A 14,394-nucleotide genomic window follows, 5' to 3' on the forward strand; every position below is an offset into this window, starting at 1 on the left:
GCTTGTCCGCGCATCCCGATCGGATTCTTCAGGGATCGGTGGAATACATCACCTGGGGAGGCAAGATCGTGCAGATCACCGTACGGCCCGCCGGAATCCGGGACATCGAGACCATTGCAGAGAACAACCGCGCCATGGCCCGGGAGACGGAGGGGCGGGAGCTGGATCCGCCCATCGTGCGGAGAGGAGTGGAGGCGGTCATCCGGGACCCCGCACGGGGATTCTACCTGCTGGCGGAGCACGAGGGGGAGGTCGTGGGCCAGTGCATGGTCACCTTTGAGTGGAGCGACTGGCGATGCGGCACCTTCTGGTGGATCCAGAGCGTCTACGTGCGCGGGGAGTGGCGGCGCAGGGGGATCTTCCGGCGGCTCTTCGGCACGCTGGCGGCCCAGGCGCGGTCGCGCCCCGATGTGGCGGGATTGCGGCTCTACGTGCGGCGGGAGAACCGCGCTGCACAGGCCGCCTACCGGAGCGCCGGCATGGAGGAGACCCGGTACGCGATGTTCGAAACCGTCTTCCAGCGGGGCGATCCGGCATCTCCGCCCCACGGGCATGCGGGACGCGATCCCGTGGACGCACCTCCCCCCGCACGTTCCGGCATATGCTGACCGCTACAACAATTGCAAAGGCTCATCAACCGGTCGCCACGAAGCACTGATCATGCAGATCGGATTCGTACCCTTTGCCGAACGAACCACCGAATGGGAGAAGAGCTACCGCAGCATCTATACCGTGAAGTGCGCCACATGCGGGCAGGAGTTCAGGACGGAGAACCAGAAAAGGAGATTCTGCTCCAACCTCTGTCTCCGCCGCCAGAGGAAAGGCTCTAGATCCCTGAAATAACCTCCCCATCCATACGGTTCGGCGGGGAGGTGTACACCCTTTTCCGCGGTGCGGCAGCATAACCCCCGCTCTCGATGGCCCCGCCGGGCATGCATTATTTATACGATGCCGGCGGTCTCATGGCCGCGAGCAATGGGTGTCTACGAGATCGGCTGGCGGATCGGAGAGCGCCACCTTTGCCGCCTGATCTGCTACGAGGATGCCGTGCTGGAAGACGGCGTCTTCCTGAGCATCCTGCGGTGCCGCCGCCGGGGGAGCGGAACCCCCTGCATGGAGCGGTTCATCGACGTCATGGCGCGGATGGGCTATTCGGGCATACGGCTCGAGGCCTATCCCATGGACTATCCTCCGGGGCAGGCACCGCGGGAGGCGGTGCAGAGGCTGGTGCGGTGGTACGAGCGGTTCGGATTCCGTCTTCGGAGGAACTTCCGCGAGGACTCCTACAACGAGATGGTCCTGGCGCTGTAGCCGCCGGAGAGGGGGTGGAGTCCTTACCAACTATCGGGGCAGGGCAGGGTACGGTTTCATAGCGGGGCTCTTATATGCGCGGACATCCTAGAGCGGTAACACGGAGTGAGCCAATGCAGGCAGGATTCATCGGCCTCGGGCATCTGGGAACGGCGATGGCGCGGAGGCTCATCGCCGAGGGAGTCGATCTGGTGGTCTGGAACCGAACCCGTGAGAAGGCGCTGGGTCTGGGCGTTCCGGTGGCGGACAGCCCGGGCGATCTGATATCCCGCGTCGACCTGGTGTTTCTGAACCTCTTCGACAGCCGGGCGGTCGGCGAGGTCCTCTCCGCCGAGGACGGGATTCTCTCAGGCGACTGCAGGGGCAGACTCATCGTGGACACCACGACCAACCACTTCGATCGGGTCCCCGAGTTCTACGCAAGCGTCCGCGGGCAGGGCGCCGAGTACCTGGAGGCCCCGGTCCTCGGCAGCGTGGTCCCGGCTTCCCAGGGGGCGCTCACCATCCTCGTGAGCGGGGATGCGGCCGCATACGAGCGGGCCGAGCCGTTCCTGAAGCGGCTGGGAAAGAGCATCTTCTACCTGGGGGAACCGGGGCTCGCCACGCGCATGAAGCTGGTCAACAACCTCGTGCTGGGTTCGTTCATGGCGACGCTCGCAGAAGCGGTTGCCTTCGGGGAGGCCGCGGGCGTGGAGCGGGAGAGGGTCGTCGCGATCCTGCTCGCGGGTGCGGGAAACTGCGGTGTGCTCGCCGCCAAGAAGGACAAACTGATCGCGGAGGACTTCTCGACCCACTTCTCTTCCGCCCTCATCTACAAGGACCTGCACTACCTCCAGGATCTCGCACGGACGCTGAAGAGGCCGCTCTTTACGGGCAGCGTCGCGAAGGAGCTCTTCGGCATGGCGCACGCGCGGGGGCTCGAACACCTGGACTTCTCGGCCATCTACACCGTGCTGAGGGAGTACTGAACGGGGGGCTGCATGCCTACAGGAATCCGCATCCGCATCGGAAACGTCTCCCTGGAGGGGCAGCTCGCCGACACCCCCGCCGCCGCCGAGATCGCCCGCCGCCTTCCCATCGAGGCGGCGCCCCGCGAGTGGGGCGACGAGTTCTACTTCGAGATCCCCGTGGATCTGCCGTCCGACGAGACCGCGACTACAGCCGTGGACGTCGGGGACATCGGCTACTGGCCGCCGGGACGGGCGCTTGCCATCTTCTTCGGCCCCACACCGATGAGCAGCGGGAACCGCCCCGTGCCGGCGAGCGCCGTGAACGTGGTCGGGCGGGTGACGGGGGACGCGGCGCTGCTGCGGCAGGCGAAGGGCGCCGACCGGATACGGCTGGAACGCGCCTGACGAACGCCCCTCCGGGCGATGGAGAGGGAGACGATGCGGCGGCATTCCTTTTATACGGGGCGGTGCGATGTACAGCCATGGAGGATCCGACGCAGTTCTTCGAGAAGGACAACTTTGCCCGGGAAGCCGGCATCGAGCTCCTGGAGACGGGTCCCGGAAGGGCCCGGGTGCGGATGGAGATCGCGGACAGGCACAAGAACAGCCACGGAACAGTCCACGGCGGGGCGATCTTCACCCTCGCGGATGCCGCATTCGCCCTGGCATCCAACTCCCACGGGATCCCGGCCGCGGCGATCAACGCCCACATCTCCTACATGAAATCCGCCCGTTCGGGGACGCTCTACGCCGATGCCGAGGAGTTCTCGGCGAACCCGAAGCTCGCCACCTACGTCGTGAGGGTGACCGACGCCGCCGGGGAGAGGATTGCCATCTTCCAGGGGATGGTCTACCGCAGGACCCCGGGCCGATCGCCCTGATCGACGGCGGGAGGCGTCTGCCGCTCCCATGCCCGCGGCTGCCGCGGAGAATCGCTGACAGGCCCCCGGGAGAGCGCAAGCTTTACCTTTTCGGAGCGGGAAGTACCGCCGTCTGCCGGGGGTCGCGCACGTGGAATTCTCCCGTCTGGTGCAGTACCTGGAAGAGCTGGAGGCGACCGCATCCCGCAACCGCATGGTCTCCCTCCTGGCAGAGATGCTCCGGGAGAGCATGGCGGACGAGATCGGCACCGTCTGCTACCTGGTCCTGGGGGAGATCGCGCCGGGCTACTCCGGCCTGTTCATGGGCCTCGGGGAGCGCCTCGTTCAGGCGGCCATCGCTCTAGCATTCGGCCTGGACGAGGGGGAGGTGGCGAAGAAGAAAGCGGTCGGCGACTGGGGTGATGTTGCCTTCCGGGTCGGCGGGGACCAGAAGCCTGTCCGCCCCGATCTTCCGCCCTTCCCGTTTCCCCTCACCGTCGTGGACGTGCACCGCGGATTCCTCCAGATCGCGCAGGCAAAAGGGGGCGGTGCCCGCGATGCGAAGGTACGGATCCTGGCCGCGATGCTGGCGGGGTCCAGCCCGCGGGAGAGGCGCTACCTCGTCCGCCTGGCGACCGGGGAGATGCGGCTCGGGGTGGGGGACATGACCGTCCTTGATGCGCTCGCGGAGGCGTACCTGGGGTCGCGGAAGGAGCGCCGGGCGCTCGAGCACGCTTACAACATCACCTCGGATATCGGGCTCGTGGCACGGACACTGAAGGAGAAGGGAGTCTCGGGAGTGGAGGCCCTCGGGATCTCGCTCTTCCGCCCCATCCAGCCCATGCTCGCCCAGCGGATCGGCAGGCTCTCGGATATTCCGGCAAAGATGCACTCGGAGTACGTCTCCGTGGAAGAGAAGTACGACGGGGAGCGGATCCAGGCCCACAAGCAGGAGGACGAGATCCGACTCTTCTCCCGCCGGCTGAACGATGTGACGGCGCAGTTTCCGGATGTCGCCGAGCAGGTGAGGACACACGTCCGTGCGGAGTCCGCGATCCTGGATGGGGAGGTGGTCGCCTATGATATCGGAAAGGGGGTGTATTACCCCTTCCAGCAGCTGATGCAGCGGAGGAGGAAGTACCGCGTGGAGGAGTACGCCGTGCGGTATCCGGTCCGCTACATGGTCTTCGACCTCCTCTACAGGGAGGGGGAGTCCCGCCTGACGGATCCTTTCCCGGTGCGGCGGGAGGTCCTGGAGCAGACGATAGAGAACGGCGACTATATCGCCGTCACCCGGCGGATCGTAGCAAAAGAGCTCGACCGGATCGAGGAGTTCTTCCTGGACTGCATCGAGCGCGGTCTGGAGGGGATCCTGATCAAGTCCTGCGCCGAAGACTCCCGCTACCAGGCCGGCTCCCGCGCATGGCAGTGGATCAAGTGGAAGCGCAGCTACGGCACGGAGCTGACGGACACCCTGGATCTTGCTGTTGTGGGGGCATACGACGGGCGGGGGAGGCGGGCGGGCACCTACGGATCCCTCCTCTGCGCCGCCTACCACCATGAAGCGGACATCTTCCAGACCGTCTGCAGGCTGGGGACGGGATTCTCGGATGCGGAGCTGCAGGCGCTGCCGCAGAGGCTTGCCGACGCGGCGACCGCAACGAAACCCGCCCGCCTCATGGTCCGGCGGCAGGCGGAGCCGGACCACTATATCGTCCCGAAGCACGTTCTTGAGGTGCTGGGTTCGGAGATCACCCAGAGCCCGATCCATACCTGCGGGTGGGACGAGCGGGAGCAGCGGGGTCTCTCCCTCCGCTTCCCCCGGTTCGTGCGGTGGCGGGAGGATCGGGCGGCGGAGGAGGCGACCACGGTCGAGGAGGTCGAGCGCATGTACCGGGAGCAGGGCGAGGCGGCAGAGCATGCAGAAGGCAGGAAGGATTAGGAACAGCGAGGTGGCGGGGATCCTCTACGAGATCGCCGATCTTCTCCAGATCAAGGGGGTCCCCTTCAAGCCCCGTGCATACCGCCGGGCCGCCCAGGCGATCGAGACGCTTCCGGAGGACATCACGACCGTCTGCGAGCGCGGGCAGCTCGAGGAGATTCCCGGGGTCGGCGAGAGCATCGCGGAGAAGATCGAGGAGATCCTCAAGTTCGGCCGCCTCGCCTATTTGGAGACGCTGCGCAGGGAGCTTCCCGCGGGAGTCGAGGAGCTCACGAAGGTGGAGGGGCTCGGCCCGAAACGAGCCCTCCTGCTCAACAAAAAACTGAAGATCCGCACCCTGGACGAGCTCGAGGCGGCGGCGCGATCGGGAAAGATCCGCGGCCTGCCGGGGTTCGGGAAGAAGTCGGAGGAGAACATCCTCCTCTCCCTGGAGCGGGCGAAGAAGGTCGGGCACCGCTACCTTCTCGGCTACATCCTCCCGATCGCGCAGGACATCCAGCGGCGGATGGAAGAGTCCGGTACCGTCTCGACGATCAGCCTCACGGGATCGATCCGCCGCCGCAAGGAGACCATCGGCGACGTGGACATCCTGGCGGTCTCCCCGGATCCGGAACGGGCCATGGAGGCGTTCCTGGGAATCTCCGGCATCGCCCAGGTGCTGGCCCGGGGCACGACCAAGAGCAGCATCGTCCTCACGAACGGCCTCCACGTCGATCTCCGGGTGGTCGGGAGGGATAGTTACGGCGCCGCCCTCCAGTACTTCACGGGCTCCAGAGAGCACAACATCCGTCTCCGCGAGCTGGCAATCGAGCGGGACTGGAAACTCTCGGAGTACGGGCTGATCGAGCGGAGCACGGGGGCGGTGATCGCCGCGGAGAGCGAGGAGGAGATCTACAGCGCCCTTGGGCTGGCATACATCGAGCCGGAGCTGCGCGAGGATCGCGGGGAGATCGACGCCGCACGGGAGGGGCGGCTGCCGGATCTCGTCCGGTACGGTGACGTGAGAGGGGATCTCCATGTGCACACCTCGTGGAGCGAGGGGAGCAACACGATCGAGGAGATGGCGGAGGCCGCCCGATCCCTCGGCTACGAGTACATCGCCATCTGCGACCACACGAAGGCGCTGCCGGTTGCCCGCGGGCTGACCGAGGAGGAGATCCGAGAGCAGATGCGGGAGATCGAGAGGCTGAACCGCCGCCTGGACGGGTTCACCGTCCTCGCCGGGGTTGAGGGCAACATCGACCGGGGCGGGAAGCTGGATATCGACACCGCGGTGCTCCGGGATCTGGACGTGGTGGTCGCGAGCGTCCACTCGGGGTTCAAGCAGTCCGAGGCGGAGATGACCGAACGGCTGCTGACCGCCATGCACAACGAGCACGTGGATATCATCGGCCACCCCACCGGCAGGCTGATCCATCAGCGGGAGCCCTACCCGATCGATCTGGCCCGCATCTTCGCGGCCGCCTCCGAACTCGGCACGCTCCTGGAGATCAACGCCTTCCCACGGCGGCTCGACCTCTCCGACGTCAACTGCCAGCGGGCCCGCGAGCAGGGGGTGCGGTTATCGATCGGCTCCGACGCCCACAACCGCAGCAACCTCCGTTACATGGAGTTCGGGGTGGCGACGGCGCGGCGCGGCTGGCTGGAGAAGAAGGACGTCGTGAACACCCTCCCGCTGCAGGACCTCCGGGCGCTGCTCGCGCGAGGACGGTAGCCCGAACCGATCAGGATTCATCTGCCCTGCAGTCCTTGGCACATGCCAGCATTTCTCTGACCTTCTGCACCGAATAGCGCGGTGCACGGTTGGAAGTGTGGATCGGCCTCGTACACGGGACTGAGTAGGATCAATCTCAATTGCACCCGCTCTGTCGAAATCCTCATCGAGGTTGCCGGCGTTCTAGCATCCCCAGGGGAGGGGTCTTGCCCCTCCCCCACCTTCGTGCGATAGGGATGTTTCACCATCATCGGTATTCAGGATCCAGACCCGCGTTGGCCTCTCCCGATCGGGGCCATCGCACAGGGGGGCCTTTCCTGAGAATATGCCGCCCCGGATCATTACCCCCCTCCGATGCGGATTTCAGCAGAGCACGCCATGAACCGGAGGCTCATCGATGAGCACGAAAACGGGTGATAGTCGACCCGTATCTTTTTACTTCTGGGAGAATGTTGCGTGGGTAGAGGCAGATCAGGCCAATTTCGGCTTGGGTCCTGAAACCTGTTACAGAGCTTGATCGTGGTTCCGAATCGATGAGTGTGCTGCGAGCACGGAGATCCGTCTATCTCTACCACGCCGCCTCTACCCGCCGAATCTCAGGGGGGGCGAATGGAACTTGTATCCCCGCGCGGATACAGCCTGTGGATCAGACGTCCACAGGTCCTACATTTCGGGAGCAGTATACCCGGAGTGACGGGTCATTCGACGATCCGTCAATTCTCTACGGTGTTTGGCAGTTTAACGGAGTTGCTGGCCCGCCGTGAAACATCCGTGAAATCCGCGAACGCACGAGGACTCACCGGCAACGGGTCGAAGAACGAACAATCCATGAAAGCAGGATCCATAAACTGCTGGTGAGGAATGGCATCCGGTTGTCAGAGGGCCTTTTCGGTATCTTTGGGAAATCCAAACTATTGATTATCACCGGCCTCGTCGGGGGAAACCCGATCGAGCGCATCCTGGAAACCATTCACGAGCCTCGAATTCTCAAGAAGAGAGACGAGATCGAACGGGCCATCTGTGGGGAACTCGGTGAAACCGATCTCTTTGTCATTTGGCAATCCCTCGAGTCCGTCGGGCATCATGACTCTCGCATTGCTCGGTATGAAGAGGCAATCCTCAGACATCTCGCCGGTACCCGGAATCCCCGGAGGTCGTTATGAGCGTTCCGGGGTATCCGGTACACCATTGGCTCGGCAATTCTCGCTGAGATCGGTGATGTCAACCAGTCTGCCACTCCGAAGCGCCTGGTGAGCCGGGCAGGACTCGCACAGGCAGTATATGCGTCTGCAGGAAAAACCGCACACGGACTCATCACCAAACGAGGATCGAAATTTCTCAGGACGATGCTCGTCGAAGCGGCGCAAACGATTGCCCGTGGCAAACCAAATCTGCTGAAACAGTTCTTTCTCCGTATCCGTTCACGAATAGGGTGTAAAAAGGCGATTGTGGCGCTGGCGCGGAAGGTTTTTTTCAATTATTCATCATCTCCTCGCGAATCGTGAGATGTACGCAGAATCGCCGGGAACGGCGAAGAAAGTGAAACTACCCAAGATCCGTTCCGAACCGGGAATCGATCATAACGAGATGATCCAACTCCTTGCTCGGGCAGGATACATCGTTCGGAATCTGAACGCCGAGTGACGATCGGAAGCGAAGAAAAGCAGGTTGGTCGAGCGGTCGCTTTGCGTATCTATAGGGGGTTTTCATGCCAGCCAAAAACAGGCATGGTTGATTACGGACGCAGAAAGATAAGGGATGTTGAAAGGGCGATACGCCCCCTCCCCCTTCAGCTCGCAGACACTGCGGCGGGCTGTCCTCCCGCTCCCCGCTTCTTCACCGCCTCGTCGTAGACCAGCCAGTTCCGCTCCCACTCCGGGTTGCGGGTCCGCAGCTTCTCGAGAACCTGCTGGCGGATCTCGCCGGTGCTCACCCCTTCGCCTGCGCTCCGCTCGACGTCCCGCGCAATCTCACGGGCGTACTCCGGCGGAGCCCCGGACTTCACGGCGCTCACGACGATCTTCTCCTGCATGAAGGGCTCCTGACTTCCATCTCTCTTCCGAACCATTGCCATGGTGGATCACCTCGCAAGGCGACTATTCTCAATAGCTTCTAGTATTTAAGCGTTGAGGCAGGTCCCGCGCGGATCCTCCCCGCATTCCGCCGCCTCGACGGTTCGAACGGCGCCGGCAGCAGGGGCTGACGGGTCGGTGCGCCGATCGGTCGGGGGAGGGGAAGCATCGAGACCTCCGCGCGGCAGCCCGGTGCCGCCGGGAGAGGGTGTACCGTTCCCAGACATCAGATCGCGAGGAATCCCTGCGGTGCGAGGCTGGTGGCGAGCGTCACCGCGTTGATATCCCGGTGCTCGATCCAGGCGGCGGTCTCCTGGTTCCTCTCGTCCATCCAGTACTGCTCGATCGCCTCACCCAGCGGGGCGTATGCTGCCAGGGACTCGACCCGCCGCTGCAGAGAACCCGGGAACGACTCCCGGTTCTCCCCGACGAGGTGCTGCCGGAGAAGATCGGCTCCTTTGAGCCCGATCGAGAGCCCCAGTTCGCGGAAGGGCAGACGGCACTCCGCCGGCAGGTGCAGGGTTCCACCTTCGGCGAAGGCCCGGAGGCCGCTCGAGGCGGCTGCCGCGACGGACTCCAGCAGGGATCCGTAGCGGAACCCTCCCGCGACGATCACCTGGGCGATTCGCGCCGCGTCGAAGAGGAGTCCGCCGATGCCGAGGGGATCAGAGGTCTCCCAGCGCATCCCCCGGCAGATGGCAGCCATGTCGGCGATCTCCGCGGCGAGAGCCGGCTGCGGGGAGGCTCCCACGTCCCGCGCCGCCAGCTGCAGCTCGCTGTAGGTGACGAGGCCGTCGAGGGGATCGTGCTGTCCCATGGCGGCGACGAGCGGGCGGGTGAGGTCGATGCTCATCTTCCAGTACATCCGCTTCCGCCCGCCGGCGGGAGGGGCATAGACGAACGCGGCGTGGGTCGTACGGGCAAGTTCCAGCGCCCAGCGGATGTATGTCGGATCTTCGAAGACCCGTGCGGTCCGGCCGAGCGCATGCATCCACTTGGTTGCGTAGTGGTAGTACTGGCCGTCCCGGTCCCACTCCCGGCGCTCGTCCGGGGCTTCGCCGGGACTGCGTTCGTTCAGGGGCTTTCCGATCCGCAGCCCGCCGGCGGTCGGATGGAGCTCGCCCTCCCGCCCGCTCAGGCCGCTGATCCAGCCGCAGCGGGGATCGTCGTCGCGGTGCCGCCCCAGGGTGTGGTGCACCTGTCCGACGAGACGCAGGGCGAGGTTGCCGAAGGCCGCGTCCTGCGTGCGCCGGAACAGTTCCAGGAGCGTGCAGACGGCGAACGCATCCGTCCAGAGGTAGCGCCGCGGATGGGCGTCGGGCGGTGCAAGCCCGGTGCGGCGGGCAAAATCCAGCAGGATCTCCGAGACGTATGCATCGACCGCTGCAGGCTGCACAGTCGCAACCTGTCTCCGGAGTTAAAAAGGTTAGCCGTGATCTAAAGCACCGATCGCCGATGCGCGGACGTCGCGCGACAGGCCGATAAATGCCGCTCTCGTTGCACCGTTTTCCTGGCAAATAGCACATGGAGGGCGGATCCGCATTCCCGGCGGAATCGAGGCTCCATCGCCGTCCGGACATCCCTCGATTGCGGCCTGCGCCGCGGAGCGTGTCCGAAATCGATCACGATTAATTATATTGGATAATTTATAAATAATAAAATATATTACCTGTGGGTCTCAGATACTATGTACAGTGTTTCTGTGATGGATGTACAGAGCTCCACCAATGCTGACCCCCGATCTCCTGCGGAACGTGCGGGCAGGAGATGGGTATACGACTTTACCGAAGGCGACGGCCGGGACAGGATGCTCCTCGGCGGCAAAGGCGCGAACCTCTGCGAGATGACGCAGATCGGGATCAACGTCCCGCCCGGTTTCGTGATCACCACGGAGGCCTGCCGGGCCTACCTCGAGGATCCGGACCGCAACCTTCCCGCCGGTCTGCTCGGCCAGGTGCGCGCCGCCCTTGCCGCCGTCGAGGCAAAAACCGGGCGGCAGTTCGGCGGCAGGGATCACCCGCTCCTCGTCTCGGTCCGCTCCGGCTCCGCCCTCTCGATGCCGGGCATGATGGACACCATCCTCAACCTCGGGCTGAATTCCGGGACGCTCCAGGGGCTGATCGCCGAGAGCGGGAACGAACGGTTCGGATACGACGCCTACCGCCGCTTCATCCAGCTCTTCGGCAAAGTCGCCCTGGGTGTCGCGGAGGAGAAGTTCGATGCCGAGTTCGAGGCGGTCAAGAGAGAGGGCGGCGTGAGAGAGGATCTGGAACTCACCGCCCGGCACCTGCGCGAGATCGCCGATCGGTTCCTCCGGGTCGTCGAGAAGGAGACGGGGCGTCCGTTCCCCGCGGATCCCTGCGAGCAGCTGGAGATCGCAATCAAGGCGGTCTTCAACTCCTGGATGGGGAAGCGCGCCGTGGACTACCGCCGTGAGTTCCGGATCACCCCCGAAATGGCGAACGGGACCGCGGTGAACGTAGTCGCCATGGTATTCGGCAACATGGGCGACGACTCCGCCACGGGCGTCGCCTTCACGCGGGACCCGGGCAGCGGCGAGAACGTCCTCTTCGGCGAGTACCTGACGAACGCCCAGGGCGAGGACGTGGTCGCCGGGGTTCGCACGCCGAAGCCCGTCGCAGCGCTGGCAGAAGAGATGCCGGACCTCTACCGCCAGCTCCTCGACCTCCGCGACCGCCTGGAGAGGCATTACCGCGAGGTCCAGGACTTCGAGTTCACCATCGAGAGAGGGGTTCTCTACTGCCTGCAGACCCGCAACGGCAAGATGAACGCCGCCGCCCTCGTCAAGACATCTGTCGATATGGTCAACGAGGGTCTCATCGACCGGCGCCGGGCGATCCTGCGGATCCCGCCGGAGCTGCTCGAGCAGCTCCTCTTCCCCCGCCTGGATCCCGAGGCGGATGCAGCCCCCGTCGCACGCGGACTCGCCGCATCCCCGGGGGCCGCGGCGGGCATCGCGGTCTTCGACGCCGACCGCGCCGAGAAGCTGGGGCGGGGCGGAGAGCGGGTGATCCTGGTCCGGGAGGAGACCAAGCCGGAGGACATCCACGGATTCTTCGCCTCCGAGGGCATCCTCACGAGCCGGGGCGGCAAGACCTCCCATGCCGCCGTCGTCGCGCGCGGCATGGGCAAACCCTGCGTCGCCGGCGCCGAGGGGATCCACGTGGACGTCTCGCTGCGGAGAGCGGTCGTCGGCGACCGCGAGTTCGAGGAAGGGGACCGCATCACCATCGACGGCACCACGGGGAACGTGTACATCGGCGAAGTCCCGATGATCGAGGCGGAGTTCTCGCCGGAACTGGCCGTCCTCCTCTCCTGGGCGGACGAGATGGCGGGGCTCCAGGTGATGGCGAATGCGGATACGCCCGAGGATGCAGCGAGGGCCCTGAAGTTCGGCGCGATGGGCATCGGGCTCTGCCGCACGGAGCGGATGTTCAACGCAGCGGACCGCCTGCCGATCGTCGTGGAGATGATCGTCGCCGAGACCCGCGAGGACCGCCAGGCCGCCCTGAACCGTCTCCTCCCCGTACAGCGGGGGGACTTCAAGCGGATCTTCGAGATCATGGCGCCCCGGGCGGTCACCATCCGCCTCCTCGATCCCCCCATCCACGAGTTCCTGCCCACCGAGCAGCAGCTCGTCGACGAACTGGCCCAGCTGCGCCATCTCCGCGATGTCCTGCGCGGCATCAAGGTCCTCTCGGACACGGTGGACTTCATGTACCGCACCCGCGACGTGCACCCCGAGGTGCGGATCCCCGCAGAACCGTCGCTGGTGGAGGAGGCGATCGAGAAGAAGGAGTCCATGCTGAAGAAGGTCCGCGCCCTGCACGAGATCAACCCCATGCTGGGGCACCGCGGCGTGCGGCTCGGGCTCACGTTCCCGGAGATCTACGCCATGCAGATCCGCGCCATCCTGGAGGCCGCCGCAGAATGCCAGAAGGCGGGCATCGAGGTGCACCCCGAGATCATGGCGCCCCAGGTCTGCACGGCCCAGGAGCTGAAGCGGGTGCGTGAATGGGTCGAGGAGATCCGGGCGGACGTGGAGAAGGCGAACGGGGTGCGGCTGGACGTCAGGTTCGGCTCCATGCTCGAGGTGGTCCGCGCCTGCCTGCGGGCCGACAACCTGGCGGAGGAGGCGGAGTTCTACTCCTTCGGCACCAACGACCTGACCCAGGCGACGTTCTCGTTCTCGCGCGAGGATGCGGAGAACAAGTTCCTGCCCATGTACAACCGCATGCACATCCTGCAGGACAACCCGTTCGAGGTCCTGGACGTGCGGGGCGTGGGCCGCCTGATGGAGCTGGCGGTGCGGTGGGGACGGGAGACCCGCCCGGAGATCAAGGTGGGCATCTGCGGGGAGCACGGCGGTCATCCGGATTCCATCCGCTTCTGCCACCGCATCGGGCTCTCCTACGTCTCCTGCTCCGCCTACCGCGTGCCCGTCGCCCGCCTGGCAGCCGCCCATGCCGCCATCCTGGAAGGAGACAGCCCCGTCGTCCGTCCGGGGCTCTCCCTCCCTGCCCCCTCGGGGATCCACGCAAACGGCAGCGTCTGATCCCGCTGACCCATTATTATTCGCTCCTTTTTTACGGAATACTGCCCCGGGTCCGGATCTTCCGTCATGCTTCCAGCCCGGCGATGTCGTGGAAGAGAATTTGCTCTTCGGGGGATACCCGAGAGAGTTCGTGCCTGTGAAATTGCCCCGATGCATGCAGGTGCCATCCATGTCTGCTGTACCAGGTTGGCAGCTGTGCTAACCGGCTGAATATCGCAGATGCATCATACTCTCCTGTCTGCAGCGCCATCCCCAGAACGGGTCGCAAGAAGCTTCGCCGTCTGCCCGCGCCAACCGGGACCGGCGCGGGCACGGTCTCTGCAGCCGCGAGGGGGGAGGCGGGAAACGGCAGCACAGGCGCGAAGCGCAAGTATGATGGGAGAGGGTTCATAGTGATCGCATATGCCACCGCATTGCGATACACGGGACGGGCCTGTCGTGCAGGCTGCGAAGAGAGCCCTTCTCGCGAGGAACGCAAATTACATCCTGATCTGGGTGCCCCGGGAGGCGGAGGGCGAGGTGCGGCGCGCAGGGGAGGGAGCACCGTTCACGGGGTTGAAGCCCGCCGGGCTCGACGAAGGGCCCGTGGTGCCCCGCGCCGAGCGGGCTATCGAGACAGGGGATCCCCGAGAGGTGGTCGGGTTCGTCCTCCACGCCGTCGAGGAGGATCTGCAGCGGCGGTTTCGGGACGTGATGGCGAAGAAGCAGTACGCCGTGGATGACGTGGAGGGCGGGCGGGCGTACGTGCAGGCATCTTCAACTTCATCGTCTACGCCCGCCACCTCCACGCATCGGTGACGAAGGGACTGCACGAAAGCGGGGCGGCGGGCGCGGTCGGTCACCATCGCTGGCGGAGGGACGGGGATCTGCACCCCCTGCGGACTCTTCCCCCTTCTCCGCATCGTGCGCAGAACCGTTCGCCCGGGCGCAGCGGCGCGGAAGAACGTTGATTCAGGTTCCGGAGAAGAC

13 protein-coding genes are annotated in these 14,394 nt (G+C 65.1%); 10 read left to right on the forward strand and 3 right to left on the reverse strand.

From position 1 onward, the window contains the following. The first annotated feature begins 38 nt into the window (after window positions 1–38). From QMC96_02965 to polX, 8 genes are all read left to right on the forward strand, one after another. Window positions 39–608 carry an N-acetyltransferase gene (locus QMC96_02965; GenBank protein ID MDI6875715.1) on the forward strand — a complete coding sequence of 190 codons (570 nt, stop codon included), beginning with the start codon at window positions 39–41 and terminating at the stop codon, window positions 606–608. 52 nt (window positions 609–660) lie between these two features. Beyond that, the gene (locus QMC96_02970; GenBank protein ID MDI6875716.1) at window positions 661–843 is read left to right on the forward strand and encodes a hypothetical protein; all 183 of its coding nucleotides are present in this window, start codon (window positions 661–663) and stop codon (window positions 841–843) included. 132 nt (window positions 844–975) lie between these two features. Further along, window positions 976–1,311 (forward strand): hypothetical protein, encoded by a 336-nt coding sequence (locus QMC96_02975; protein ID MDI6875717.1) that lies wholly within the window; start codon window positions 976–978, stop codon window positions 1,309–1,311. A 113-nt stretch (window positions 1,312–1,424) separates the two neighbouring features. Next, window positions 1,425–2,279 carry an NAD(P)-dependent oxidoreductase gene (locus tag QMC96_02980; GenBank protein ID MDI6875718.1) on the forward strand — a complete coding sequence of 285 codons (855 nt, stop codon included), beginning with the start codon at window positions 1,425–1,427 and terminating at the stop codon, window positions 2,277–2,279. A 12-nt stretch (window positions 2,280–2,291) separates the two neighbouring features. After that, the gene (locus QMC96_02985; GenBank protein ID MDI6875719.1) at window positions 2,292–2,666 is read left to right on the forward strand and encodes a cyclophilin-like fold protein; all 375 of its coding nucleotides are present in this window, start codon (window positions 2,292–2,294) and stop codon (window positions 2,664–2,666) included. Between the two features lie 77 nt (window positions 2,667–2,743). Beyond that, on the forward strand, window positions 2,744–3,142 hold the full coding sequence (locus QMC96_02990; GenBank protein MDI6875720.1) for a PaaI family thioesterase: 399 nt from the start codon (window positions 2,744–2,746) through the stop codon (window positions 3,140–3,142). A gap of 130 nt (window positions 3,143–3,272) precedes the next feature. Continuing rightward, window positions 3,273–5,063 (forward strand): ATP-dependent DNA ligase, encoded by a 1,791-nt coding sequence (locus QMC96_02995; GenBank protein ID MDI6875721.1) that lies wholly within the window; start codon window positions 3,273–3,275, stop codon window positions 5,061–5,063. Then, window positions 5,041–6,777, forward strand: coding sequence for a DNA polymerase/3'-5' exonuclease PolX (gene polX, locus QMC96_03000; GenBank protein MDI6875722.1), 1,737 nt, complete (start codon window positions 5,041–5,043; stop codon window positions 6,775–6,777). The genes QMC96_02995 and polX overlap by 23 nt, the downstream gene beginning before the upstream one ends. Window positions 6,778–7,688: 911 nt before the next feature. On the opposite strand, the gene QMC96_03005 is transcribed toward polX, so the two are convergent. The 3 genes from QMC96_03005 to QMC96_03015 all read right to left on the reverse strand — a co-directional run bounded on the left by QMC96_03005 (window position 7,689) and on the right by QMC96_03015 (window position 10,245). Beyond that, window positions 7,689–7,859: a hypothetical protein gene (locus tag QMC96_03005; protein ID MDI6875723.1), complete on the reverse strand. Its 171-nt coding sequence runs from the start codon at window positions 7,857–7,859 to the stop codon at window positions 7,689–7,691. A 707-nt stretch (window positions 7,860–8,566) separates the two neighbouring features. Further along, window positions 8,567–8,851: an ATP cone domain-containing protein gene (locus tag QMC96_03010; GenBank protein ID MDI6875724.1), complete on the reverse strand. Its 285-nt coding sequence runs from the start codon at window positions 8,849–8,851 to the stop codon at window positions 8,567–8,569. 224 nt (window positions 8,852–9,075) lie between these two features. Beyond that, entirely contained in the window at window positions 9,076–10,245 is a 1,170-nt protein-coding gene (locus QMC96_03015) for a hypothetical protein (GenBank protein ID MDI6875725.1), read from the reverse strand. 291 nt (window positions 10,246–10,536) lie between these two features. On the opposite strand from QMC96_03015, the gene ppdK reads away from it, so the two are divergent. Together ppdK and QMC96_03025 are read left to right on the forward strand one after the other, a co-directional pair. After that, a complete protein-coding gene (ppdK, locus tag QMC96_03020) occupies window positions 10,537–13,425 on the forward strand; it encodes a pyruvate, phosphate dikinase (GenBank protein ID MDI6875726.1) in 2,889 nt (962 codons plus the stop codon). A gap of 402 nt (window positions 13,426–13,827) precedes the next feature. Next, a complete protein-coding gene (locus QMC96_03025; GenBank protein ID MDI6875727.1) occupies window positions 13,828–14,223 on the forward strand; it encodes a DUF6448 family protein in 396 nt (131 codons plus the stop codon). The last annotated feature ends 171 nt before the right edge of the window (window positions 14,224–14,394 follow it).

It is taken from the genome of Methanomicrobiales archaeon (assembly GCA_030019205.1).
GTDB lineage: Archaea > Halobacteriota > Methanomicrobia > Methanomicrobiales > JACTUA01 > JASEFH01.

Coding starts and splice junctions, on each gene's coding strand:
- ppdK (MDI6875726.1), top strand. CDS start 10,537: ATGTACAGTGTTTCTGTGATGGATGTACAGAGCTCCACCAATGCTGAC.
- QMC96_02985 (MDI6875719.1), top strand. CDS start 2,292: ATGCCTACAGGAATCCGCATCCGCATCGGAAACGTCTCCCTGGAGGGG.
- QMC96_02990 (MDI6875720.1), top strand. CDS start 2,744: ATGGAGGATCCGACGCAGTTCTTCGAGAAGGACAACTTTGCCCGGGAA.
- QMC96_02975 (MDI6875717.1), top strand. CDS start 976: ATGGGTGTCTACGAGATCGGCTGGCGGATCGGAGAGCGCCACCTTTGC.
- polX (MDI6875722.1), top strand. CDS start 5,041: ATGCAGAAGGCAGGAAGGATTAGGAACAGCGAGGTGGCGGGGATCCTC.
- QMC96_03025 (MDI6875727.1), top strand. CDS start 13,828: ATGCCACCGCATTGCGATACACGGGACGGGCCTGTCGTGCAGGCTGCG.
- QMC96_02970 (MDI6875716.1), top strand. CDS start 661: ATGCAGATCGGATTCGTACCCTTTGCCGAACGAACCACCGAATGGGAG.
- QMC96_03010 (MDI6875724.1), bottom strand. CDS start 8,851: ATGGCAATGGTTCGGAAGAGAGATGGAAGTCAGGAGCCCTTCATGCAG.
- QMC96_03005 (MDI6875723.1), bottom strand. CDS start 7,859: ATGCCCGACGGACTCGAGGGATTGCCAAATGACAAAGAGATCGGTTTC.
- QMC96_02980 (MDI6875718.1), top strand. CDS start 1,425: ATGCAGGCAGGATTCATCGGCCTCGGGCATCTGGGAACGGCGATGGCG.